19 protein-coding genes are annotated in these 23,477 nt (G+C 64.7%); 10 read left to right on the forward strand and 9 right to left on the reverse strand.

Translation table 11 applies throughout. The features are described from left to right. The first annotated feature begins 112 nt into the window (after nucleotides 1–112). Nucleotides 113–1,777: an iron ABC transporter permease gene (locus R2834_20060; GenBank protein ID MEZ4702639.1), complete on the forward strand. Its 1,665-nt coding sequence runs from the start codon at nucleotides 113–115 to the stop codon at nucleotides 1,775–1,777. A gap of 4 nt (nucleotides 1,778–1,781) precedes the next feature. Here the strand turns inward: R2834_20060 and R2834_20065 are convergent, their stop codons facing one another. After that, nucleotides 1,782–2,168, reverse strand: a complete 387-nt coding sequence (locus R2834_20065) for a DUF302 domain-containing protein (protein ID MEZ4702640.1) — start codon at nucleotides 2,166–2,168, stop codon at nucleotides 1,782–1,784. Between the two features lie 145 nt (nucleotides 2,169–2,313). Between R2834_20065 and R2834_20070 the strand changes: the two genes are divergently transcribed. Further along, complete coding sequence (locus R2834_20070) at nucleotides 2,314–2,565, forward strand: hypothetical protein (GenBank protein ID MEZ4702641.1); 252 nt, start codon at nucleotides 2,314–2,316, stop codon at nucleotides 2,563–2,565. 7 nt (nucleotides 2,566–2,572) lie between these two features. On the opposite strand, the gene R2834_20075 is transcribed toward R2834_20070, so the two are convergent. Beyond that, nucleotides 2,573–4,507: a serine/threonine-protein kinase gene (locus tag R2834_20075; GenBank protein MEZ4702642.1), complete on the reverse strand. Its 1,935-nt coding sequence runs from the start codon at nucleotides 4,505–4,507 to the stop codon at nucleotides 2,573–2,575. Nucleotides 4,508–4,665: 158 nt separating this feature from the next. Here R2834_20075 and R2834_20080 point away from each other — a divergent pair, with 158 nt between their 5' ends. Together R2834_20080 and R2834_20085 are read left to right on the forward strand one after the other, a co-directional pair. Next, nucleotides 4,666–5,172, forward strand: coding sequence for a hypothetical protein (locus R2834_20080; GenBank protein MEZ4702643.1), 507 nt, complete (start codon nucleotides 4,666–4,668; stop codon nucleotides 5,170–5,172). Between the two features lie 268 nt (nucleotides 5,173–5,440). Next, a complete protein-coding gene (locus R2834_20085; GenBank protein ID MEZ4702644.1) occupies nucleotides 5,441–6,613 on the forward strand; it encodes a saccharopine dehydrogenase C-terminal domain-containing protein in 1,173 nt (390 codons plus the stop codon). Nucleotides 6,614–6,687: 74 nt separating this feature from the next. Here the strand turns inward: R2834_20085 and R2834_20090 are convergent, their stop codons facing one another. Beyond that, nucleotides 6,688–7,362 (reverse strand): SDR family oxidoreductase, encoded by a 675-nt coding sequence (locus R2834_20090; GenBank protein ID MEZ4702645.1) that lies wholly within the window; start codon nucleotides 7,360–7,362, stop codon nucleotides 6,688–6,690. 50 nt (nucleotides 7,363–7,412) lie between these two features. After that, nucleotides 7,413–7,919, reverse strand: coding sequence for a DUF4440 domain-containing protein (locus R2834_20095; GenBank protein MEZ4702646.1), 507 nt, complete (start codon nucleotides 7,917–7,919; stop codon nucleotides 7,413–7,415). 391 nt (nucleotides 7,920–8,310) lie between these two features. On the opposite strand from R2834_20095, the gene sprA reads away from it, so the two are divergent. The 3 genes from sprA (at nucleotide 8,311) to R2834_20110 (ending at nucleotide 17,642) form a co-directional block, all read left to right on the forward strand. Then, nucleotides 8,311–16,242 (forward strand): cell surface protein SprA, encoded by a 7,932-nt coding sequence (gene sprA, locus R2834_20100; GenBank protein ID MEZ4702647.1) that lies wholly within the window; start codon nucleotides 8,311–8,313, stop codon nucleotides 16,240–16,242. 114 nt (nucleotides 16,243–16,356) lie between these two features. Next, nucleotides 16,357–17,133 (forward strand): lipoyl(octanoyl) transferase LipB, encoded by a 777-nt coding sequence (gene lipB, locus R2834_20105; GenBank protein ID MEZ4702648.1) that lies wholly within the window; start codon nucleotides 16,357–16,359, stop codon nucleotides 17,131–17,133. 152 nt (nucleotides 17,134–17,285) lie between these two features. After that, the gene (locus R2834_20110; protein ID MEZ4702649.1) at nucleotides 17,286–17,642 is read left to right on the forward strand and encodes a hypothetical protein; all 357 of its coding nucleotides are present in this window, start codon (nucleotides 17,286–17,288) and stop codon (nucleotides 17,640–17,642) included. A 13-nt stretch (nucleotides 17,643–17,655) separates the two neighbouring features. On the opposite strand, the gene R2834_20115 is transcribed toward R2834_20110, so the two are convergent. The 5 genes from R2834_20115 to R2834_20135 form a co-directional block, all read right to left on the reverse strand. Further along, nucleotides 17,656–18,012, reverse strand: a complete 357-nt coding sequence (locus R2834_20115; protein MEZ4702650.1) for a DUF423 domain-containing protein — start codon at nucleotides 18,010–18,012, stop codon at nucleotides 17,656–17,658. Nucleotides 18,013–18,111: 99 nt separating this feature from the next. Then, entirely contained in the window at nucleotides 18,112–18,936 is an 825-nt protein-coding gene (locus tag R2834_20120) for a choice-of-anchor V domain-containing protein (GenBank protein ID MEZ4702651.1), read from the reverse strand. Between the two features lie 126 nt (nucleotides 18,937–19,062). Next, complete coding sequence (gene rsfS, locus R2834_20125) at nucleotides 19,063–19,530, reverse strand: ribosome silencing factor (GenBank protein ID MEZ4702652.1); 468 nt, start codon at nucleotides 19,528–19,530, stop codon at nucleotides 19,063–19,065. A gap of 8 nt (nucleotides 19,531–19,538) precedes the next feature. After that, nucleotides 19,539–20,006: a LytR C-terminal domain-containing protein gene (locus R2834_20130; protein MEZ4702653.1), complete on the reverse strand. Its 468-nt coding sequence runs from the start codon at nucleotides 20,004–20,006 to the stop codon at nucleotides 19,539–19,541. A 107-nt stretch (nucleotides 20,007–20,113) separates the two neighbouring features. Beyond that, complete coding sequence (locus tag R2834_20135; GenBank protein MEZ4702654.1) at nucleotides 20,114–20,674, reverse strand: hypothetical protein; 561 nt, start codon at nucleotides 20,672–20,674, stop codon at nucleotides 20,114–20,116. A 247-nt stretch (nucleotides 20,675–20,921) separates the two neighbouring features. Between R2834_20135 and tsaD the strand changes: the two genes are divergently transcribed. The 3 genes from tsaD to mltG all read left to right on the forward strand — a co-directional run bounded on the left by tsaD (nucleotide 20,922) and on the right by mltG (nucleotide 23,452). Then, nucleotides 20,922–21,935 (forward strand): tRNA (adenosine(37)-N6)-threonylcarbamoyltransferase complex transferase subunit TsaD, encoded by a 1,014-nt coding sequence (gene tsaD, locus R2834_20140; protein ID MEZ4702655.1) that lies wholly within the window; start codon nucleotides 20,922–20,924, stop codon nucleotides 21,933–21,935. Between the two features lie 81 nt (nucleotides 21,936–22,016). Further along, nucleotides 22,017–22,385: a chorismate mutase gene (locus tag R2834_20145; GenBank protein MEZ4702656.1), complete on the forward strand. Its 369-nt coding sequence runs from the start codon at nucleotides 22,017–22,019 to the stop codon at nucleotides 22,383–22,385. Continuing rightward, a complete protein-coding gene (mltG, locus tag R2834_20150; GenBank protein MEZ4702657.1) occupies nucleotides 22,385–23,452 on the forward strand; it encodes an endolytic transglycosylase MltG in 1,068 nt (355 codons plus the stop codon). Before R2834_20145 ends, mltG begins: the two co-directional genes overlap by 1 nt. Nucleotides 23,453–23,477 lie beyond the last annotated feature (25 nt).

A 23,477-nucleotide genomic window follows, 5' to 3' on the forward strand; every position in this document is an offset into this window, starting at 1 on the left:
AGATCTCGAGTATGCCGACGAAGCCACGCTCTCGCGCGCCCTCGAGGGGCGTGTCGTTTTTTGATCGCCCTTCCGGGGCGAAGCCGCCCTCCACGATTGCCCTTCGCCCGCTGTGTTTACCCGTCGTAGCGCCCTGGCGCTGTTTATCCCGGTCCTGCTCATCCTGCTCGGCTACGTCCTGTATCCGAGCCTGCGCACGTTTTCGACCACGTTCCAGCACGGCAATCTGGCCGAGGTCTTTTCCTCGTGGCGGAACGCCAACGTGCGGGCGCTCATCAACTCCATCTCGATTTCGCTGTACAGCGTTCTGGGCGCCGGCGTGCTCGGCACGGCGCTGGCGTATCTGTTTTTCCGGTACGACTTCCCCATGCGGCGCACGCTGATGGCGATCGCGGCCCTGCCCCTGGCCCTACCGCCGCTCGTGGGCGTGCTCGCGTTCCTTTTTCTCTACGGCGAAAGCGGCATCCTGCCGCGCGGCGTGCAGATGCTGTTCGGGCTGGATGAGGTGCCCTTTGCGTTCGAGGGACTCTGGGCCGTCTGGTTCGTCCACGTCTACACGATGTACGTGTACTTTTACCTCTTCGTCACCGCCGCCCTGCGCGGCCTCGACGGCAGCCTGCTGGAGGCTTCGGCGGACCTCGGCGCGCCGGCGTCCACCACGTTCCGGCGCGTCATCCTGCCGCAGCTCCGGCCTTCGCTCGTCAGCGCGTCGCTGCTCGTGTTCATGATTTCGATGGCCTCGTTCACCGCGCCGCTCCTCTTCGCCGGCACCGAGAGCTTCCTCACCACCCAGATCTACAACTACAAGACCAACGGCGACCTGAACCTGTCCGCCACGGTATCTACCGTCCTCACGTTCATCTGCCTGCTGTTCCTGGTGCTGATCGAGTGGTCCAACCGCCGCAAGCACCCCGCCGGCGCCGCCAAGGGCGTCCAGGCCGCGGCTTTGCCCGTCCGCAGCGGGTGGGCGCGCACCCTGCTGCTGGCGGGGGCCGTCGCGCTCCTGCTGTTTCTGATGCTGCCCATCGCCACCGTGGCGCTGATTTCGTTCGCGGAAGAAGGGAGCTGGACCTATCAGCTGCTGCCCCAGCGCTACACGATCGAGAACTACACCGCCCTCCTGGCCGACCCCAACGTGCTCCAGCCCATCCTCAACAGCCTGCGGATGGCGTTGCTCGCCACCGCCGGCAACGTCGTCTTCGGCGTCGCGGCCGCGCTGGTGATCGCCAAGAGCGGGCTGCCCGGGCGCGGGCTGATCCGCCTCCTCGCGGCCCTGCCGTTCGCCATTCCCGGCACCGTGATCGCGATCAACCTGATCGTGACCTTCAACCAGGCGTCGCCGCTGTCCTTCGGGCAGATTCTCGTGGGCAGCTTCTGGATCCTCCCGCTGGCGTATTTCGTGCGGCACATCCCCTTCGTGGTCCGTTCGACCGTCGCGTCGCTCGAGAACTACGACGACCGGCTGACCGAGGCGTCGGCCGACCTCGGCGCGCGTTTCGGCACCACCTTCCGCCGCATCGTGCTGCCGGCGATCGGCCCCGGCGTGCTGGCCGGCACCCTCCTCACGTTCGTCACCGCGCTCGGCGAGTTCGTCTCCTCGATCGTGCTCTACGTCTACTCGAACCGGCCCATCTCGGTGGAAATCCTCTCCCAGCTGCGGCTGTACGAATTCGGTTCGGCCGCCGCCTACAGCGTCTTCCTGATGGTGCTCATCGGCGCGTCGACGCTCGTCGTGCGCCGGCTGGGCGGTCAGGGTTCGGTGGGGCAGACGGTCTGACCGCTCAGAGCCGGTCGATCACCGTCTTGAGCCGGCGCTGCACTTCCTCAGCGACGGTTTGCAGCGCGGGATTGGCGATGGCCTGCATCGACGCGATGGGATCGACGGCCGAGACGTCCGTCTGCCCCGGCGTCGTTTCCTGCACGATCACGTTGCACGGCAGCATCAACCCGATATGCGGCTCCGCCAGCAGCGCCTGGTGCGCGAACGGCGGGTTGCAGGCGCCAAGGATACGGTAGGGCCGGAAGTCGACGTCGAGTTTTTTCTTGAGGGTGGCCTGGATATCGATATCCGTCAGCACGCCGAAACCTTCTTTCTTCAGCTCGGCGGTGACATGCTCCACGGCGTCTGCCAGGGGCATCGCGAGGGTTTTCGAGAAATAGTAGGACATGGCTTTATCGTTTCAGGCGCTCATGGGAGCGGCATGGTAAACAGGGTTGAGCGGGCGCCGGCATGCGGCGCCCTCCTTTCTGAAACCAGCCGGCACGCCTCATGTTCAACGCACACCAATCATTGAACGTCCCGGAACGATCGTTATGGAAAAGCCGACCCTATCTCCCGTCGAGCAGCCCAATCCCGCGGAGCCGCGCTGCCGGTGCGGCTACACCAAGGGCGATTTCTGGGTGTCCGCCAAAGCGCGTTATTCCGCCTGGGGATTCATCATGGGCGTCTTCATGGGCATCAGCGGCACCCTGCCCAAAAGCATCCAGTTCCAGTGCCGGAAGTGCGGACAGGTCATCGAGGAACGCACGGATCAGAAGAGCATCCTGGAATTCAGGGAGCATTGAACCCCGATTACCAGCCCACGCGTTTCTTGTTTTGCGTCACGCCGTTGAGGGCGTGTTCCACCCAGTACGCCTCCAGCCCCAGCCCCACGGTGTCCGCGGCGGCCGACTGCGGCAGGAAGCCGTATTCCGTCAGCACAAAACCCTCCCCGGTTTTCAGGTCCGTCCATGCCTGATCCCGCCAGGCGAGCATATGCGGGATGCTGCCGCCGGCCTGATCCACCAGAAACACGTAGGCCGCATCGGGCGCCTCCACATCGTTCGGATCGAGCACGGCCACCTGCTTGTTCTTCAGCAGCGAACGGAGCTGACGTTCGAAAGCGCGGGGCGTCGCCTGCTCCTTGAGCGTCCAGATCGACGAAGGCAGCACGGCAAACCGCGTGGGGGCCGCCGGCGCTTCGACCGCCGCGACGCCGGGATTGACCGGCTCCGGCTCCAGGGGATTGATCTGCACGGGCCGGCTCTGCTCGATGAGTTCGCGCCGACGCGCGGCGGAGGACGAGACATTTTTCGTGTCCGGCTTGCCGGCGACGGCCGGAGCGGGCGTCGTTGCCGGCTCGGGTTCGGCCGGCGTGTCGTCGACGAAGCCCGGACCCGCAGATAACTCCTGCGGCGGCAACGGGGTATACGCGGCCTCGGGACGCACCGGCGACACATAGACGCCCCAGGTGTCGACCTCGTCGGCGGCCTTCATCCCCGGGGCGATGACGGCGCCCCAGAGCGCGGTGAACGAGAGACAGAGGAGGAGGACGACGGCGATAGAGCGATAGCCGAAAGCGAACCGGCTGGCGACCGGCTCGTCCACGACCGTGACGTGCTCCGGAGCGGGCAGCGGTTCGGGTAGCATTTCCGTCCGCTGCTGAAACGTGTGCCACGTCCGCGTCATGCCATCGTGCAGCGACGTGCGCACCTTTCCGCCGCTGAGCTGGATGGCGCGGGCCAGATTGGCCACGGCGAGCGTGAAATGCCGCGCCGCTTCGCGATGCGGGGGCGAGACGAGCGTATCGGCCGGCTGGCTCCACACCGTCATCGCCGTCTCCTCGCGGAGGCGGGACGGTTCCGCGGAGACAAACGGGCGTAGCGCCTCGGCCATCTCCTGCCCGCTCTTGTACCGGCGCGCCGGCTTTTTTTCGAGGCAGCGGTAGACGACCGCCCTCAGCCACGACGGCGTGTCGGGACGCCGGCGCATGAGCGATGGCGGCGCTTCGTTGATCACTTTCTGGATCAGGGCCAGCGCGTTTTCATCCGCAAAGGGGAGCTCGCCCGTGAGGCATTCGTAGAGGATGATGCCGAGGCTGTAGAGGTCGCTCCGCGCGTCGATCGGCTGGCCGCGCGCCTGTTCCGGACTCATATACGCCGGCGTGCCGATCATCCCCCGGGTGATTTGCGTGGAGGATTCTTCCAATCGGGCGATGCCGAAATCCGTGATCACGGCCGCGCCGGCGCGGTTGATGATGACATTAGCGCTCTTGAGGTCGCGGTGCAGCACGCCGCGCTTGTTCACATAGGCCAGCGCATCCGCCATCTGCCATCCCCAGCGCACGATGTCCTCGATAGGCAGGACGCCCCCATCCCGAATGATCTCCGCGAGCGTCTTGCCCTCGACGCACTCCATGGCAATAAACGGCACCCCATGCTCGATGCCGGCATCGTACACGGAGACGACATGCGGATGCTTCAGCGTTCCAAGCGCCTTGGCCTCCCGCATGAAGCGTTCTACAAAAATCTGATCCCTCGTAAACTCTTCCTTCGGTACTTTCAGTGCGACGGGGCGGTCAAGAATCTCATGATGGGCCCTGTAGACCGTACCCATGCCGCCGGTACCCAGTGTCGAAGAAATGGTGTACCGCGAGAACGAGGGCTTTTCGTTGGTCTCTAGCATTACCGTCACAGGTGCAAGGAGCCGTCGTAGAGCCAGTGCGTTCCTACATGCGGGGGGTAACATGCCGGTGCGCCACGATGCGCCAGAGCATGACGCCGGCTATCGCGAAATGCCTCTTTGTTCAACATCGTTACGTTCCGGTTAGGCTGACAGAATCGTGACCACGAAATATGCATTATTCCGACATGCTTTTTGACGCACGTGACGCCGAATCGCGGCGCATGACGAACCTCCGGATCGCCCTGAACCGGCTCACGCTGGGCGCTTTCCTCGCGGTGCTGGGCGTTTTCGGCCTGCAGCCGCTGCCGGCGTGGGCCCAGGACAACCCGTTCGGCGTCGGCATCATCCTCGGCGCGCCCACCGGCATCAGCGCCAAATACTGGGTTCGCGACACCCGGGCCATCGACATGGCGGCCGCCTGGTCGCTGGAAAACGACGGCAGCATCCAGCTCATCGCCGACTACGTCTGGCACACCACGCGTTTCGAGGGGCTGGAGACCAATCGATCCTACGCCTATTACGGCATCGGGGGCCGCCTTTCCGCCGGCGAACGCGCCGTCATCGGGGTCCGCGGGCCTTTCGGCGCCACCTATCTCTTCGACGAACCGTTCGACGTGTTCATCGAAGTCGTGCCCGTTTTTGACCTGGCGCCCTATACCCGGCTCACGCTGCAACTCGGGATCGGCGGACGGTACTACTTCACGCCAAGACGCCGACGCCACTATTGACGGGCCGGATGCGGAAAGCTGGTTTCTGCCACAAGACGTGCTGGCAGGGTCCATCGGTTGTCGTCAAGGAACATACGGCGCGCCGGGTAGGCGATCAAGGCATGCCCGGTGGGCCGGCGCGTTAAAGCAAGGTGAACAATAGGGGGCGGCCTCTACGGGCGGGAACAGCGCCCGAAGATGTCGGTGGGAACGGTTCCCTCGGGCATCCCTCCCTACCGTGCCGGATGCCGGGGCGACCGCTACCACCTACGTTTGCCGACAAGCACCCATGAAGATTGCCGTCATCGGCGCCGGCGCGATCGGCTCGGCCATCGCTTCCGACCTGAGCACGCGTGACGATGTGGCTCAGATCAAGATCTGCGATTCCCACGCACGCCTTCTCCAGGAACTGCACGCCCGCATCGACAGCCCGAAGCTGCGCTCCTACCAGAGCGACGCGCGCGATCCCCGCATTCTCTCCTCGGTCCTGATGGGGTGCGACGTCGCCATCGGCTGCGTGCCGGCCCGTCTCAACCCGCAGATCTCGCGCCTCTGCCTCGACCTCGGCGTCCATTTCTGCGACCTCGGCGGCGACGACGACACCCTGCGCGCCGCCCTCGCCCTCAACGCCGAGGCCCAGAGCAAATCGGTGTGGGTGGTCCCCAACTGCGGGCTCTCGCCCGGCCTCGTCAATATCCTCAGCCGTACCGGCATCGCGTATTTCGACACGGTCAAGGCCGTGCATATCCGCGTGGGCGACGTCCCCCTCCACCCCGAGCCGCCGTTCAACTTCCGGCTCTCGTGGTCCGCCGAAAAAATCCTCGACGACTACACCATCCCGGTTCAGATCATCGAGAACGGCGAGGTCAAAACCATCGCGCCGCTGAGCAACGACGAGGAGATCCATTTCCCCGAACCGTTCCAGACGATGGAGGCCTTCAGCACCACGGGCGGGTATGCGTCGCTGGTCGACGACTTCTCGGGGCAGATCCAGACCCTGGATCACAAGACGATCCGCTGGCCCGGCCATGCCAACCAGATGCGGTTCATCATCGGGCTGGGTTTCGCGCAGCGGCAGAAGATCGATGCCCGCACGCACCTCACGTTTCGGGACGTGCTCGTCCGCCGGCTCCGCAGCCGCCTCGGCGGCGACTACCAGGATGCCGTGCTGATGCGGGTGATGATCTGCGGTCACAAGGACGGCCGCGACCAGACCCTCGTGTATGAGATGGTGGATTTTTACGACGAGGAAACCGGCCTGTCCGCCATCCAGCGCTGCACGAGCATCCCCACGGCGACCATCGCCTGCCTGCTCGCCAGCCGCCAGATGGCCGGCGGCGGCGCCGCGCCGGCCGAACTCGCCGTGCCGGCGCATGCGTTCCTGAAAGCCCTCGCGGACCGGGGTCTCAAGATCACCACCCGCTGGCTCGAAGGCCACGTCAACGTCGCGACCCTCGCCTGACGCACCGCCGACTTCCGTGGCGCGGCGCCGTCGCGGCATGGCCGCGCCCGCTCGGCCCATCGACGATTTCCGTCCTACGCGTCCCCGTACGCCCGCAGCACGCTCCCGCTCATGGCGGCGGCTTCCGGGCGCAGGAGGTCGAGGCACAACCCGGCCAGCTGTTCGGCGCGTACGCCGGCCCCGCCGGCGCCGTCGTACAGGATCATCGAGGGGGCGAGGGCAAACGCGTGGATGCCGTCGGGCCGGTGCTCCGCCGCGATGGCCTCGATCAGCCGCACCACGCCGGCCTTCGACGCCGAGTAGGCGGCCTGTTCGGCGACGCCGCGATCCGCCCCCTGCGCCGACGCGATGCCCACGATGCGGCCGCCGGCGCCGCGCATATGGCGCACCGCCTCGCGCATGCAGAGGAACGCCGTCGTGAGATTCGCCTCGATCTGCCCGTTCCACTGGGCCAGCGAGGTTTCGGTAAGCGGCCGGCCATCCCAGGAGCCGACGGTATGGATCAGCGCATCGATCCGCCCATAGGCTGCCACGATCTCGGCGAATACGTCGACCACGCCCGCCTCGCGGCTGACGTCGGCCTGATGAAAGCCGCCCGCGGCGCCCGCGGGCAAGGCGCCGGCACGACCCGGCCGTTCGACCGCCGCGAGCGTGGCGCCGGCGTCCGACAGCGCATGGAGCATGTAGCCGGCGAGGCGTCCGCCGGCGCCGGTGACGACGACGACGCGTTGGGAGAGGAAGGTATCCACGGGAGCAGGAGAAGCGGTTGGGAGGGACAAAGGGGCGGAACGAAGCCGTGTCAGCCGGCCGATGTGTGGTCGCTCACGATGCGCCAGCCCTCCGGGAATTTTCGGAACATCAGCGTAAAGAGCCCCCGTGCATCGCCGACGGAAGCGTCCCGGGTGAGATGGAAACGACCGAAGACCGTGGCCCACTCGGGGGACAACACGCGCACGTCCTCCAGGGTGAAGGCCAGCGTGCCCATGGTCTGCCGATCGGGGTAGCTGCGGCGGTAGCGATCGAGGGTCTGTTGCCACCCCTGCTGCACGGCGCCGCCGGATGCAAAGCGGAGCGAATCGCTCTTCCAGTATCCGTCCATGAACCGGGGAATATCGCCGGCATTCCAGGCGGTCACCTGTTCGTCGAGCACGCGCAGGATGGCGGCGCGATCGGCCGCCGGATCGGCGGCGGCGCCGCGGCCGGAGGCGCAGCCCGCGCCGGCGTAACAGGTCATCGCCAGAAGCGGAACGAGCGAGAGAAAGCGGATGGGCCGGCGCGTACGCACAGCCGGAAAAATCGTTTTCATAGAAGAGAGGGTATGAAAAAAGGGATGCAGAACAAAAAATGGAGAGCCTTGTAATACTTCCCCTGACGCAAAAATGGAGTACGGAAGCAACGCAGCGGCCGCTTTGACGTCGGCGTTTATGCACGGCTTCCCTGGCGTCGATCCCCTCTGTATATCCAGCGAAGATCGCCTATACGTACTTCTTGATACCACAATGTAGAAAAACTGTCGGCCATTCACAGGAGTCTCATCCTGCCGGCGGTTGTGTGTAGATATGTAAGTACAAAAGAGGTACGTGATCACCGTGCGATCCAGGAGCGCCCTTACCGTCTCGTCCCAACGTGCCGGATCCCATGGGATGGGATCCTCATGCGCAGGGCCCCGGCAGCGTGGACCCCGGCATCCGTTGAAGGTGCTCGCCGTTCTCCTCGGCTGCGCCACGGGCCTGATGGCCGTTTTCGTCAGCGCCGCCGCTACCGACAGCGACACCCTGTACGCGCTGCGCATGACCCGTCCGTTCGCCCCGGCCGACACCGACAGCGTCGCCGTGGACTCGTCCCGCCTCGCCATCGCCCGGGCCGACACCGACAGCGTCGCCGTCGACACGACCCGCCTGGCGAAACAGTACATCCCGCATTTCTCCGACCCCAACCGCTACGCCTCGCTCTTCCCGCGCCAGCACCGGCCGCTGACGCCGAAGCTGGGCACGACGTGGCGCCACGAGATCGAACTCGACTCCACGGAGATGCGCTACCGGGTGCGTGAGTATGTCGGCAAAGAGGATGTCCGTATTCCGGTCGAGCTGTCGTTCGAGGAATACCGCGAGCGCCGGCTCGAATCGAGCATCACCACCACCTTCCGCCGGCTGGCCGAGCAGAACGCCACGCGCCGGCGCCAGAACCAGGGTCGGGGCGGCTTCGGCTTCAACTTCAACGTGCCCGGCGGCCGCGAAAGCGCGTTCTCGACGATCTTCGGCACGACGGACATCGACCTGCGCGTCAACGGGCAGGCCAACATCAACGCCGGCTTCAACATCCGGAAGAGCGACCAGCAGACGGCCATCACCGGGCGGGAGACGCAGGTGGATCCCGAGTTCCGGCAGGACCTCCGCCTCGGCATCGTCGGCTCCATCGGCGACAAGATGCGGATCGACGTCAACTGGGACACCGAGCGCGACTTCGACTACCAGAACCAGCTCAAGCTCCAGTACCAGGGCTACGACGACGACATCATCAAAAACATCGAGGCCGGCAACGTCTTTCTGCAGACGCCCTCCTCGCTGATCCGCGGCGGCCAGAGCCTCTTCGGCATCAAGAGCGAATTCCAGCTCGGCGGCATCCAGTTCCAGACCGTCGTCAGCCAGCAGGAGGGCCAGTCCAACAGCCTCAGCATCGACGGCGGCTCCGAGACCGTCGAGTTCGACCTGCGCCCCACGGACTACGACGAGAAGACGCACTTCTTCCTGTCCTATTACTTCCGCAACCGCTGGGAGACCGCCCTCTCGAATCCCCCGCTGATCACGGTGGCCAACGGCTTCGAGCGCATCACCGACGTCGAACTCTGGAAGCTCCAGCCGGCCAGCCCGGAAAACCTGGAGTTGCGCAAGGTGATCGCCGTGGTCGACCTCGGCGACGACCCCGCGACGCGCGTCGAAGCCGGCTCCTACACCGGCACCGTCCTCCCGAACCGGCAGGTCGACGCCTACGACGAGACCACGCTCACGCCGGAACTGATCCAGTCGCTCGACCTCGACGCGTCGGACTACCAGACCGGCGACTTCTTCAAGAAGCTCGAGCTGGGGCGCGACTACACGTTCGACGACGCCCTCGGCTACATCTCGCTGACATCGCGCCTGCAGGAAAGCGAGGCCCTCGCGGTGGCATTCCGCTACCAGGCCGGCGGGCAGGTCTTCCAGGTCGGCGAATTCGCGGTCGACAAACCGGATAGCGACGAAAACCTCGTCCTCAAGCTGCTGCGCCCGACCAACCTCAGGCAGCCCAACCCCACCGAAGGGTTCGACCCCTCCGCGTGGTACCTGGAGATGCGCAACATCTACAAGCTCCAGGGGCGCGGCATCAATCCCAACGAGTTCGAACTCCAGGTCTTCTACGACGCCCCGGGCCAGCCCTCCGCCAAAACGCTGCCCGGCGTCGGCCGCACCAAAACCCTGCTCCAGATCCTCGGTCTCGACCGCCTGAACACCGACGAATCGCAGCAGCCGGACGACAAGTTCGACTACCTGGTCAACTACACCATCGACCCGGGCACGGGGCTCCTCATCTTCCCCTACCTCGAACCGTTCGGCAAACGCATCGCCGACGAGATCGAGGCCACCGTCACCGACCCGGAAGCCCAGCAGGAAGCCGAGAGCAAATTCGTCTTTTCGAGCCTCTACCGGCAGAAGAAAGAAAACGCCCGGCGCGATACCCAGCTGGATGTGTACGCGATCAACGGCTCGTACAAGGGCGGCGTTCAGGAGTTTTATGACCTCAGGGCGTATTCGGGCCTCGTCGAGGGCTCCGTCCGCGTCACCGCCGGCGGCACGCCGCTCGCCGAAGGCACCGACTATGTCGTCGACTACCAGGGCGGCACCGTCAGCATCACGAACCCCGCCTTCCTCACCGCCGGCCGAAACATCAACATCGAGTACGAGCAGAACTCGTTCTTCAACATCCAGAAAAAGACGCTCCTCGGCGCCCGCGCCTACTACGAGTACCAGGACAAGCTGAACATCGGCACCACGATCATGCGGCTGAGCCAGAAGTCGCCGGTCGACAAGTTCCGCCTCGGCGAGGAGCCCATCTCGAACACGATCTGGGGGCTCGACGGCAACCTGCGCCTCGAACCCCGCTGGCTCACCCGCGCCATCGACTGGCTCCCGCTGATCCAGACACGCGACGCCAGCCAGATCAACGTCACCGGCGAATTCGCCCAGCTCCGCCCCGGCAGCGCCCAGACCAGCGCGTTCCGCCGCAGCCGGAGCCAGCTGCGGCAGGAAGGCCGCGACTTCAAGTCGGACGAGCTCTCCGGCATCTCCTACGTGGACGACTTCGAGGGCTTCGAGACCACCTTCTCGCTCAAACAGGCCGGCCCCTGGCGCCTCAGCGCCCCGCCGGACTCGCTGCGCCCCGGCGCCGAACCCATCGCCGGCCTGCCCCGCAGCCAGCAGGACTCCCTGCGCACCAACTGGCGCGGCACCCTGGCCTGGTATCAGCTCAACATCAACACCCGCAACCAGCTCGGCGACATCTCGAGCAACGAGCCCACGGACCCGGCCGTCGGGATCGTCCAGATCAACGACGTCTTCCCCGAACGCGACACCCGCGGCGAAGTCGACCGCACGCAGTCGACCCTCGACCTCTACTTCGACCCCCGCGAGCGCGGCCCGTACAACTTCAACCGCGACCTCAACGGCTACTTCCAGAACCCGAAGGACGCCTGGGGCGGCATGACCCAGCGCCTGCCGGAAGGCTTCAACGACTTCAACCTCAAGAACATCGAGTTCGTCGAGTTCATCGTCCGCGTCTTCCCGGACGGGCAGAGCGACGCCGGCCCGGACGCCAAGCTGTTCGTCGACCTGGGGTCGATTTCGGAGGATGTCCTGCCGAACGGCAACCTCAACAACGAGGACGGCCTGTCCACCGCCACGCTCGGCTCCGCGCCGGATGCCTGGGGCCGGCTCCCGTCGGTGACGCCGGACAACATCATCAACGTGCAGAACAACCGCACGGAAGACCTGGGGCTCGACGGCCTCGCCTCGTACGACCCGTCCGCCTACGACCCGCTCGCCACCGAGCAGACCGTCTTCGCCAATTACCTGAGCGCGCTCGACCGCAGCAACCCCGATCCGCGCTATCAGGCCATGATCGCGAAGATCGAGGCCGACCCCTCGGGCGACGACTACCACTATTTCGACAACGACCTCTTCTACGGCAACCGCGCCTTTTACCCCGAGACGCCGACGATCCAGCAGCGGTTTACGCGCTATTTCCCCGCCGGCGAGCTCAACGCCTTCGAGGCGCAGAATAAACTCGCCAACAACACCACCTCGAAGCGAGGCAACGCCCGCGTGCCGGACTCGGAGGACCTCAACCTCAACTCGACGGTCGACGTCTCGAACGACTATTTCCAGTACGAAGTCCCCCTCAGCCGCTCGGAACTCGACCGCCTCGGCCAGCCTACCGAGCTGAACGACTTCGTCGTGGGCGCCATCACCGACGCGAACGGCAACTCGACCGGCTGGTACCAGATCCGCATCCCGGTGCAGGCGCCGACTCGCAAGGTGGGCAACATCCAGGACTTCACCCTCATCGAATCGATCCGCATGTGGACGACGGGGCACGAAGTGCCCGTCACGATCCGCCTCGCCACGTTCGACCTCGTCGGCAGCCAGTGGCGTAAATCGGCGAAAGTGGATGAAGAACCCGAATTTGAGGGGATCACGCCGCCCAACGACAACACGCGCCTCACGATTTCCAGCATCAACAACGAAGAAGACGCCGACATCTACAAGACGCCGATCGGCACCGTCATCAGCCAGACGCGGCTCGCCACCGGCAACACGCAGCTCTCGCGCGAGCAGTCGCTCGTGCTGCGGGCCGAAAACCTGCTGCCCGGCGCGCAGCGCGCGATCTTCAAGACCTACTCCACCCCGCTGGACCTGCTCAAATACTCGAACCTGCGCATGTTCGCGCACATGCACGGCGAACTGGCCAGCGGCATCGACCTCACGTCGCTGCCCAAGGATCAGGCCCGCGACAAGGTGCGGCTGTTCGTCCGCCTCGGCGCCAACGAGACCAACGACTATTACGAATACGAGCAGCCGCTGACGCCGAGCGAGCTGACATCCGGCAACCCGGACGACCTGTGGCAATCCAACCAGCTCTTCGGCGACGAATTCCTGGATCTCAACTCGGTCAACATCCTGCTCGGCGCGCTGAACCAGCTCAAGGTGGCGCGCGACGAATACCTGAGCCCAGAGGGCGTGCCATTTCCCACGGACAGCGTGTTCTGGGACGTCCAGAACGGCATCGAGCAAGTGCCCGGAATCCAGAACTTCGCGCCGCCGGGCACCCGCCTGGGCATCCGTGGCACGCCGTCGCTCGGCAAGGTCAACACCGTCGTGATCGGCATCCGCAACCCGGAGGCGCCGGCCGGCGAGATCGGGGATGAACTGGGCGACGTGACCGTCTGGGTCAACGAGCTTCGCGCGACCGGTTACGACGAAACGAACGGCTGGGCGGCGCTCGCCAACGTCGACATGAAGCTGGCGGATGTGGGGCGTTTCAAGGCGAACTTCCGCCGGCAGACCGACGGCTTCGGCTCCCTCGAAAGCACGCTCGGGGAACGCGACCAGGACGATGTGGACAACTGGAGCGTCGCGGCGGACTTCAACCTGGACAAACTGATGCCGGAACGGCTGGGGCTCTCGATCCCGGTATCCGCCCAGATCCAGTCCAACACCTCCACGCCGCGCTTCGCCCCGAGCCGCGGCGACGTGCGACTGAGCGAAATCATCGACCAGATCGACGGCCGCGAGGACCTGACGCCCGAGGAAAAAACGATCCGCATTCGCGACACGCGGGAAGCGGCGCAGCAGTTCTCGTACACCCGCTCCTTCTCCTCCCGCATCCAGAAACAGAATTCGCGCAACCCGGTCATGCGCGTGCTCGTCGACGGCATCTCGTTCAACTATTCGTACTCGGATACCGACTCACGCAGCCCGTCGCAGAAGACCCGCGATTCCTGGCGATGGACCAGCAACCTCGGCTACCGCCTCACGGTGCGCCAGCCCAAGACCGTCCGGCCCTTCTGGTTCCTCGACCCGATCCCGGTCGTCGGCCTGCTGGGCGACCTCCGGTTCAACTACCTCCCGAACTCCATCAACACGTCGGCGTCGGCCACCCGAAACTTCTCGGTGACGCAGCAGCGGTCGGATTTCGGCCTCTCGGCCCTCGAGGAGATATCCCGCTTCCCGATCCGCGAACAGCACCAGTTCTCGTACCGGCAGAACTTCAGCCTCCAGTACAACCCGTTCAGCTTCCTCAACCTGAGTTTCGACACCGACACGAACCAGAGCCTGAACGTGCTCGGCGTGGACACCCTCTACACGGTGGTCGACCTCAACCGGGACACGCTCTACCAGAACCTCCGCATCGACGACGCGATCGCCAACCCCGATTACGGGATCTCGGAAGGTGACATCGGGGTGACGGCGTTCGAAATCCCCGAACTCAGCATCGTCTCCGCGCGGAGCGCCCTGTCGGGTCTGATCCAGAAGGATGACGGCCTGCGGCCGGAGCAGCATAACCAGCGGTTCAACGCCACTTTCCAGCCGAATTTCAGCAAATCGAAGGCCTTCAGCTGGGTGAACGTGCAGCCGCTCACGTACCAGGTCACCTACGGATGGCAAAACGCCGCCGCCGGCCGGCTGACGGGCGCCAGCGTCCGCAACCAGGTCAGCATCCGGGGGGGCCTCACGCTGCGGCCCGTCGAGCTCTGGCGCAAGATCCCCGGGTACAAGACGCTCGAGGACCAGCAGCGCAAGGCCGAAACCGCGGCGCAGCAGAAACGCCGCGACCGCGATCAGGCCCGGGCAAAGCGGAAGGAGGATCGCAAGAAAAAGCGGGAGGAGATCAAGAAGCAGCGCGAGGAGGAGAAGAAGCGCAAGGAGGAAGAGGAGGCGCGCCGCAAGCTCGCCGAGGAGCAGGGCATACCCTTCGAGGAAGAGGTCGCGCCGGCGGACACCAGCATCGTCCCCGTCCCGGCCGATACCAGCCTCGTCAATCCTCCGGAAGACCTGGATGAAGACGTGCCGCTCCAGCGTCCGGGACAGCCCGCGGCGCAGCCGGCGGCCGCGCCGGCGGATACCACCGGCCTCGCCGAAGAGGCCGAGGAAAAGGTGCGCCGGATTCATGTGCGCGTGCCGAGCCCGCTCCCGCTGCTGCGGCGGACTGTCCTGGCGATAACCGGAATCCGCGACCTGAGCTTTACCTACACGTCGTCGAACAACGCCAGTTCGAGCAATGTGGGCGTTCCGGAGCGTAACTCGCAGGGCGAAATCACCGGCGTCGGGGTCAACTACAGCCTCTTCGACGCCCTGCTCCGTGGCAACGGCCCCTCGATGCGTTATCGGTTCGGCCTGGACAATCGCATCCCGCTCACGAGCCGCATCGTCGAGAGCAACCTGCAGGTGACGGACGTGCTGTCCAACACCAACCGGCTTCAGGGGCAGACGACCCTCAACCCGAGCTCGGCGATGACGATTAACCTGACCTGGAGCGTCGACTGGGGAACGAACGAAAACGCCACGTTCCGCCCGCTGAGCATCGACCAGATCGAGGAGACGCTGACCGAGCGCGGCAACAACAAGGCGTCCGTCTGGTCGTTCGGCGCCAACTACCTCGACTTTTTCGCGAGCCAACTCAACACGTTCATCGACGACGCCGACCGGGCCGCAAACCCCGCGATCGTCGGCGACGCCAACAACGACGGCCGCGTGCTGCTGACCAACGAGACGATGGTGTCGGACTTCCTGGGCGCGTACCTCCGGGGGAGCGGCACCATCGACCGGCTCAACCTGCTTCCCTTTCCCATGCCCGGCTGGCGGATCAACTACACGGGGCTGTCCAACTGGCCGATCTTCCAGTTTATCGCCCAGAGCGCCACGCTGCGCCACAGCTACAGCGCGGATTACAGCACCGACTATCGCTCCAACGTGTTCGCCGCCGGCAGCGACTCGTCATCGTTCGTCATCGCCGGCCGGCAGATTCGCTTTCCGATCCCGGAAGTCGAAGCCGGCGCCGTCCGCATCAACGAACGGTACCAGCCGCTGGTCGGGCTCGACCTGGCGTTCAAGAACCAGATGCAGGCGAACATCGCCTGGAACGCCAGCAACACCTATTCGCTGAGCACCACGAGCTATCTCGTCAACGAAAGCAAGACCAACGAGATCACGCTCACCGCCAGCTACCAGAAGCGCGGCCTCAAGCTGCCCTTCATCAAGAAGAAACTGGACAACCGGATGAGCCTCAGCCTGACGCTCGCCCGCGCCGTCATCGACGACCAGCGCCTCGCCCTGCGCGAAGCGCTCGTGAGCGCCATCGAAGCCTACGACACCGGACAGGACTTCCCGCTGCAGCAGGCGCTGGAGGGTGACTTCAAGGTGCCGATCACCGGCTCCACGCGGCTCACCGTCGCCCCGACCATTTCGTACCAGTTCAGCAACCGCGTATCCGGCGACTTCCGCCTCCGGTTCGAGAAATTCGACAGCGTCGACAGCCGCATCCCGTCGTCCACCACCACCCAGGGCACGTTTAACATCCGGGTGAGTATTCAGAACTGATCGGGGTTCAAGGATCGAGGCGCGAGGTTTAAGGCCTCGGCCGACGGCGGTACGACCTGCCGGCTCTTCGAATGCCGCATTGAACCTTGCCCCTTGAACTTCGAACCGTACCCAATGCCCGAACACGTCATCGTTTGCCGGCTCGGGCGCGTGCCTTACGCGCCGGCCTGGGATCTGCAGAAGCGGCTCCAGGCGGTTCTGGTGGCGGCGAAGCGCGCCGAGCCGGCGCGGCGCATCCCGCATGTGATGCTGGAAGTGGAGCATCCCCCCGTGTTCACGCTGGGCAAAAGCGGCAACCGCGATCATCTGCTGGCGAGCGAGACGGAGCTGGAGGAGCGCGGCGCGACGTTTTACCACATCGATCGCGGCGGCGATATCACCTTTCATGGCCCCGGCCAATTCGTCGGCTATCCCATTCTGGATCTCGACCGGTTTTCGCCCGACATCCATCTGTATCTGCGCAATCTGGAGGAAGCCATCATCCGGACGTGCGCCGACTTCGGGGTCGTTTGCGACCGGGTGCCGGGCCGGACGGGCGTTTGGCTGCCGGCGGATGCGCGGGCCGGCGAACGCAAGATCTGCGCGATGGGCATCCGGTGCAGTCGCTGGGTGACCATGCACGGCTTCGCGCTCAACATGAACACCGACCTGTCCTTCTTCTCCCACATCGTGCCGTGCGGCATCGTCAACCGGGACGTGACGTCGCTGGCGTGGGAAACCGGGGCAGCGGTCGACGAGACGGCCGTCGCTTCCGCCGTTGAGGCCCATCTCTTCAACCTGCTCGGAGCGACGATCGAAGTGCACAGCGAAGCCGCGGCGATCGACGCGTTGACCGATTTCCTGGGTACGGAGCTTCCGGAGCCCCTCGCCGAGGCGCTCCATTCACGGTAATTCTACCCCCGCCGGCGGGAACCTTCGCCTCTCGTAAGAGGTCACTCGCCTCTACGATGTGCGCTCGGATAGGCGGAGGCGATCATCGAGTCCCTTTGTCCCTTCCAATCCGCGTATCTCATCCCAGCATTTACCTTTTGCAGGTAAACACCATGGCTTTCAACCTGAAGCAATTCGTTCTGCGCTTGATCACGGAATCCCTCTTCTACGACGAAGAGTACGGTGCTTTGGGCAACCTCAGCCTGATCGATCCCAAGACCAACCGCGAGGCCTTCATCGCCTCCTACGTACCTGAGGACGGTTCTTTTTCGATCGAGGAGGCCGTGAAATGGGAAGACATCGACCCATCGAAAGACGATGAAATCGGCTACGCCCTGGCCGTAGACAGCAAGGAGTTCGCGACGTACGACTCGGGCGACGAGGTCGCCGGCGCGCTCCTGCAGCTGGCCGAAGAACGGGGCCTGTTGCCGAGCGTCACGCTGCTGTTCGAGGAGGACGAGGTCGTCTGACCCGTCCGTCGCCTCACTTCCGCCAGAGCGTAACCGCGAGCGTCACCCAGCCGGCCATGAAGGCCACGCCTCCAAAGGGCGTGATGATGCCCAGCATGGACCGGTCGAGGAGCACCAGCGCGAACAGGCTGCCGGAGAACAGGAGCATCCCCAGGAGGAAAAGCCGCGCGGCCCACAGGAGGCCGGCGGACGCCCCGTCACGCAGCATCCACCCGACCGCGATCAGGGCCAGGGCGTGATACATGAGGTACCGCGCGGCCGTCTCGAAGGTCGCGAGCCGGGCTGCCGTCACCACATCGCCCAGCGCGTGCGCGCCGAATGCGCCCGCCGCGACGGCCAGACCTGCCAGTACAGCACCTGTCGCAGCCACGCGATAACCTTGAGCATTCGGGGTGTTCATTTCGGGAGCCGGTTGATTGCAGAACCTGTCACGCCATCAACGGCCCGAACGGGCCTGCGGATCCGCGGCTCAACGCAGCACGAGGAGCGGCTTGCTGACCTTGCGGGTCGGCGTGCTCAATTCGTAGAAGTATACGCCTGAAGGCAGCCCGTCGGGCGTCAGCACATGCTGGTGAGGCCCGGCCGCCGGCGTGCCCAGCGACTCCTGATGCACGCGCCGGCCCTGCGCGTCGTAGAGCGCGAGGGTAAGCGGTTCGGGGCGTTCGACGGAGAAGGCGATCGTTGTCGACGAGACTGCGGGGTTGGGATAGGCCGAATCCAGCGCGAAGGCAGGAAGCGGGTCAACGTCCTCGATGCCGACGCGAACCGGCACCGTCGTGCTGGTCGTGTACACCCGGTCGCCGAAACGCGTGCCGCTGCCGTTGGAGGCGATGCCGGCCGCATAGATGATGATGTCTCCGGGGCTGGTATCCGGCGCCACCCATTTGAGCGTCCACGACCCCGAATCGGTGCTCTCGAGCACCTTGCTGTGGGTCACGTAGTCGCCGATGGCGTCCGAGAATTTGGTATTGGGGGCGAGGAGGAGCCGGCCCGTGTTGCCGAAGTTGCTCGCCTTCTTGACGGTGACCTGAAAGCCGAAGACACTGCGCCCCGTCTCGGCGACCGTCACGGTGAGGTTGAGCGTGTCACCCGGTTCAAAACGATCCGGCGTCGTTACCGTAACGGAGCCGGGGCCTGAATTGGGGGTGCCATCGTCGTGACAGCCGCTGGTGGCGCAGGTGTCGTTCCCGGGGGCGCCGGTCCGCCGGGCCTCGGCGCCGTCCTTCTCCGTATGGGCGATGATCGGGAAAAAAAGAATGGCGATAACGAGGGGCGCTAAAGCAAGTCGTTTCATGATGTCGGTATGGCTTGGGGGGCCTCGGGCGATGGGTAGGTCCTCGCCGGGAAGGGCGGATGCGAGGATGGAGGGATGCCCCAACCGATTACAAAAGCCATACCATCTGCCGGCCCCGCCGGCCGATCACGACGCCGCCTGTGCGATCTCTTCGAGCAAGGCGATCTTGACGCCTTCCACGGCATCGTCGGCGACCTTCTCCATCGGCGCGTCGCCCCAGAGGCGCTCGAGGTCGTAGAAGGACCGCTTCTCGGGCGAGAAGACGTGCACGACCAGGTCGACATAATCGAGCAACACCCACTGCAAGCCGGCGTAGCCCTCCACGTGCCACGGGCGTTCCTCCGTCTGCTCCTTCACGCTCTCGCGCACGGCATCGACGATGGCCTTGATCTGCAGATCCGACGTCCCGGTGCACAGCACGAACAGATCGGCGACGCCGCTGACGGACCGCATGTCCATGATGACGACGTCCTCCCCCTTTTTCGAGAGGATCGCCTCGACGGCGATGGCGGCGAGTTGATGGACCGGTGCGGGCGTCCGGCGTTTCTTTTCCGGCGTTCGTTTCGGGATCAGTTCGGTCTTTTTAGAAGGCATACGGAGTCTTACTCTTGAAAAGGCTTGAGCGTGGCGTAATCACGGCCTATGATCACGGTGGCATCGAGGTATTCCTGGGGCTTGATATCCTGAAGCACCCGCTCTTCGGAAATCCCGATGGCGTTGGCAAGTTTTTTGGCGGCGTCGAGGTCGCCGACCCGATCGTAGACGATCGAATATTCCTGATCGAATGGCGGCAAATCGCCCACTTCGACCACATCGAACCCGCGATGCCGCAAAAAGCTCGTCATGGTGGAAGCCAGGCCGGCCACGCCGCACCCGTTGCGGACTTCGATCTGGAGCACCGGCCCGACCAGATGGCCCGGATTTTCTTCGCGGATCGGATCGGCGGCGGGGAAGATGATCCGGGTGACCAGCGCGTAGACCAGGATCAGCGCGGCTCCGCCGAGGACGACGAGCGAGACGTTGAGCGCGCCCTGAGGGGCTTTGGCGGGGGGTGTAGCTTGATCGGCCATCACACGTTGCGTCCGTACCGGATCTTCCATCAACAAAACGCGGCACATCCGTCGCCGGATATGCCGCGCCTTACTCGACTATTCGTTCCAGCATCAACTACGGGCATTTAGCGCGCGGAATCGTTCCAGAAGAGATCGTTCGTTCCGCGGTAGAAGCCCATCTGGCTTCGCGATCCGTAGCCGTAGGGGTTGTAGTAGCCGTATGGGCTGGCGTACGATCCGTACGGGCTCTGGCGGAAGGAAAGGTGCAGCTGCACGTTTTCCGACGGGCGGTACGCGACTTCCGCATTACGCAGGAAGACGCGGGCGTCGCCGTTCTGGCCGCCGGCGAAGTTGCTGCTGTTCAGGTTGCCGGCGTTCGGCGAGTAGGCCACGCTCACATCGACGCGAGCGGCCAGCTTCTGGCTGAACTGCCACATCATGCTGTTCGTGAACATGCCCATCGACGTCGTCTGGCCGCCGAAGGAGCCGGCGGAGAACTCGGCCGACTGGCTCATGCGGAAATGGGACTTGTCGAACAGCTGGTTCAACGCAAAGCCCGATTTGTGCGTGTCGTACAGGCTCGCGGGCGCGCGCTTGTCGAGTGCGGTCTCACGTAACTGCGCTTGAGCCGGCGCCGCGAAGCCCAGCAAAACAATGAAGCAGGCAAGAAATAACGTGTTCCGCATAACGGCCGTGGGCTAAACGTGGATTCGTGGTGAAGCGTAGTATACGCTCGCCGTCCATCGATTTCAACTACCGCACAGGGCAGCTTTTGTTCTCCATCGACGGTTCGCGAATTTTGGGCGAGATTGCACCCATCTCTTCACAATCGGTAGTTTCGCAGAGCATATTAAACCGGGATCCCGTTCGCGGGACGCGGGTCTCTGTGCCTTACTACCCTGTACCTGGAACGTACGCGTACCCTCTTTTCGTATGCCGGCTGAGCCTTTAATTCTGGGAATCGAAAGCTCCTGCGACGATACCGCCGCCGCCGTGGCGCGGGGTCCCGCGCTGTTGAGCAGCGTCATCTCGTCCCAATGGATCCATACCCAGTATGGCGGCGTCGTGCCCGAGCTGGCGTCGCGGGCGCATCAGCGCCTCATCGTGCCGATCGTGGAGACGGCGCTGCGGGATGCCGGCGTGACGCAGACCGACCTCGACGCCGTCGCGGTCACCTACGGCCCGGGCCTCGCCGGCTCGCTCCTCGTCGGTCTCAGCTTCGCCAAGGCCCTGGCGCTGGCGCTCGATATCCCCCTCATCGGCGTGAATCACCTCGAAGGCCACATCTATTCGGCGCGCATCGAAGCTCCGCATCCCCCGTTTCCGTACCTGTGCCTCATCGTTTCCGGCGGGCACACGCAGCTGGTGGTGGTAGAGGACGGCTTCACGCACCGGCTCCTGGGCAAGACGCGCGACGACGCGGCCGGCGAAGCGTTCGACAAGGTCGCCAAGCTGCTCGGTCTCGGCTATCCCGGCGGGCCGGAAATCGATCGGCGGGCGCGCGAAGGCGATCCGCGTTTCCATGCCTTCCCCCGGCCCCGCCTCGGTCCGTACGAGTTTTCCTTCAGTGGCCTGAAAACGTCGGTCTTGTATTTCCTCAATGCGTTCGCCCCCGAGGAGCGCCGGCTTTTCCTCGAGGAGCACATGGCGGATCTGTGCGCCTCGTTTCAACAGGCGATCATCGACGTGCTGATCGCGGCGCTCCGCGACGCGGTGGCGGAAACGGGTATCCGGCATGCCGCGATCGTCGGCGGCGTCTCTGCCAACAGTGCGCTCCGGGCCGCCGCCGCCGAGGCCGCTGCAGGGGACGGATTTTCGCTGTACATTCCCCCTCTCGCTTACTGTATGGACAATGCCGCGATGATCGCGATCACGGGGTATTACAAACATCGAGCGGGGCGGCACAGCCCCCTCACGCTGACCGCCGCGCCCGATATGGCCGTATGAACGCCAGCCGGCCTCCTGCGTGCGGCGCTTCTCCGGCGCCCCCGCGCGAAAACCGACGCCTTCTTGAACCCGCAGAAACCCATGCTCATTGAAACGGTGCAAGAGCTACTGGCCCCGCTGGCCAACGGACGCCCCAGCACCCCGCCGTCGCCGACGATGGACGACATTGGCCCCTGGCGCGAATGCATCGACGCACTGGATCGCGCGATCATGCACATGCTCAACGAACGTGTCGTGTGCGCCAACGCCATCGGGCAGATCAAAAAAGTCAATGGCATGGGCGTTTACGATCCTCGCCGTGAGGAGCGTGTCATCCAGAACGTCCTCGAGCACAACCACGGCCCGCTGACCAACGAAGCGGCCCGCCGGCTGTTCGAGCGAATCATCGACGAGTCGCGTGCCGCCGAGCGGCACACGTACCAGGCAGACGCTAACGAACCCGAAGAGTGATGCGGAAAAAGCTCTTGTATGCGTCCATACCCGTCGCCCTGCTCCTGCTCGGAGCCGCCGCGTTCGGTTACTGGGTGGTTTTCGGAACCAATACGCCGGCCTTCGAGGGCGAGCGCAGCGTCAAGATCCCGCCGGGGTCTTCGTTCGAGGCGGCGCAGGATTCGCTCGTCGCCGCCGGCCTGCTGGAACGCCCGTGGAGTTTTTCGATGATGGCGTCCGCCACCGGCTGGGGTGACCAGATCAAGGCCGGCCACTACCAGTTCGCGTCGGGCAAGTCGAACCGCGATCTGCTTGATGTGCTTCGGCGCGGCCTGCAGGCTCCCGTGCGCATCACGGTACCGCCGGGCTCCCGCCCCCGGATCGTGGCCGAGGCCATCGCCGGCCGCATGAACTTTCCGCCGGAAGACTTTCTCGCCGCCCTGTCCGATTCGTCGCTCGCGGCCGAACTGGGTACGGATACGACCCGTCTGTTCAGCTACATGCTGCCGGAAACGTACTTCGTGTACTGGTTGACCGACGCCCGCGCGGTCGTCAAGAAGATCAAGGGCGAGTTCGATCAGTTTTTTACGGCGGAGATGCGCGCGGCGGCGGAGAAGCGAAACCTGTCCGTCGACGATGTCCTGACCGTCGCGTCGATCGTCGAGTGGGAAACCAACCACGACCCTGAAAAGCCCCGCATCGCGGGCGTCTACCTCAACCGGCTGCGCGATGGATGGCGTCTCGATGCGGATCCCACCATCCAGTATGCCCTGCTGCAGCTCGAAGGGCAGCGACGCCGGCTCTTTTTCAAGGATTACCAGCTCAACCACCCCTACAACACCTACAAATACCGGGGACTGCCGCCGGGGCCCATCAATAACCCGTCACGCACGTCCATCGAGGCGGTCGTCCATCCTGAGGCCCACAAATTCATGTTCTTCGTGGCCCTGGGCGACGGCACCCACACCTTCACCCGCACCATGAGCGAGCATCGACGCGCCTCGCAGGAATTCTACAACCTGATGCGCAATCGACGCCGGCAGCAGGCCGCCGAGCAACAGGCCCTGGAAAGCTCGGGTAAGGATTAGGGTTCAATGTTCAAGGCTCAAGGTT

The organism is Rhodothermales bacterium, from assembly GCA_041391505.1.
Lineage (GTDB): Bacteria > Bacteroidota > Rhodothermia > Rhodothermales > JAHQVL01 > JAWKNW01.

Excerpts from the sequence above, each read along its gene's own strand:
- R2834_20135 (MEZ4702654.1), bottom strand. The coding sequence starts at position 20,674 with ATGCGGAACACGTTATTTCTTGCCTGCTTCATTGTTTTGCTGGGCTTC.
- rsfS (MEZ4702652.1), bottom strand. The coding sequence starts at position 19,530 with ATGCCTTCTAAAAAGACCGAACTGATCCCGAAACGAACGCCGGAAAAG.
- R2834_20080 (MEZ4702643.1), top strand. The coding sequence starts at position 4,666 with ATGACGAACCTCCGGATCGCCCTGAACCGGCTCACGCTGGGCGCTTTC.
- R2834_20070 (MEZ4702641.1), top strand. The coding sequence starts at position 2,314 with ATGGAAAAGCCGACCCTATCTCCCGTCGAGCAGCCCAATCCCGCGGAG.
- tsaD (MEZ4702655.1), top strand. The coding sequence starts at position 20,922 with ATGCCGGCTGAGCCTTTAATTCTGGGAATCGAAAGCTCCTGCGACGAT.
- R2834_20065 (MEZ4702640.1), bottom strand. The coding sequence starts at position 2,168 with ATGTCCTACTATTTCTCGAAAACCCTCGCGATGCCCCTGGCAGACGCC.
- R2834_20130 (MEZ4702653.1), bottom strand. The coding sequence starts at position 20,006 with ATGGCCGATCAAGCTACACCCCCCGCCAAAGCCCCTCAGGGCGCGCTC.
- R2834_20145 (MEZ4702656.1), top strand. The coding sequence starts at position 22,017 with ATGCTCATTGAAACGGTGCAAGAGCTACTGGCCCCGCTGGCCAACGGA.
- R2834_20095 (MEZ4702646.1), bottom strand. The coding sequence starts at position 7,919 with ATGAAAACGATTTTTCCGGCTGTGCGTACGCGCCGGCCCATCCGCTTT.
- mltG (MEZ4702657.1), top strand. The coding sequence starts at position 22,385 with ATGCGGAAAAAGCTCTTGTATGCGTCCATACCCGTCGCCCTGCTCCTG.
- R2834_20110 (MEZ4702649.1), top strand. The coding sequence starts at position 17,286 with ATGGCTTTCAACCTGAAGCAATTCGTTCTGCGCTTGATCACGGAATCC.
- R2834_20120 (MEZ4702651.1), bottom strand. The coding sequence starts at position 18,936 with ATGAAACGACTTGCTTTAGCGCCCCTCGTTATCGCCATTCTTTTTTTC.
- R2834_20075 (MEZ4702642.1), bottom strand. The coding sequence starts at position 4,507 with ATGTTACCCCCCGCATGTAGGAACGCACTGGCTCTACGACGGCTCCTT.
- R2834_20085 (MEZ4702644.1), top strand. The coding sequence starts at position 5,441 with ATGAAGATTGCCGTCATCGGCGCCGGCGCGATCGGCTCGGCCATCGCT.
- lipB (MEZ4702648.1), top strand. The coding sequence starts at position 16,357 with ATGCCCGAACACGTCATCGTTTGCCGGCTCGGGCGCGTGCCTTACGCG.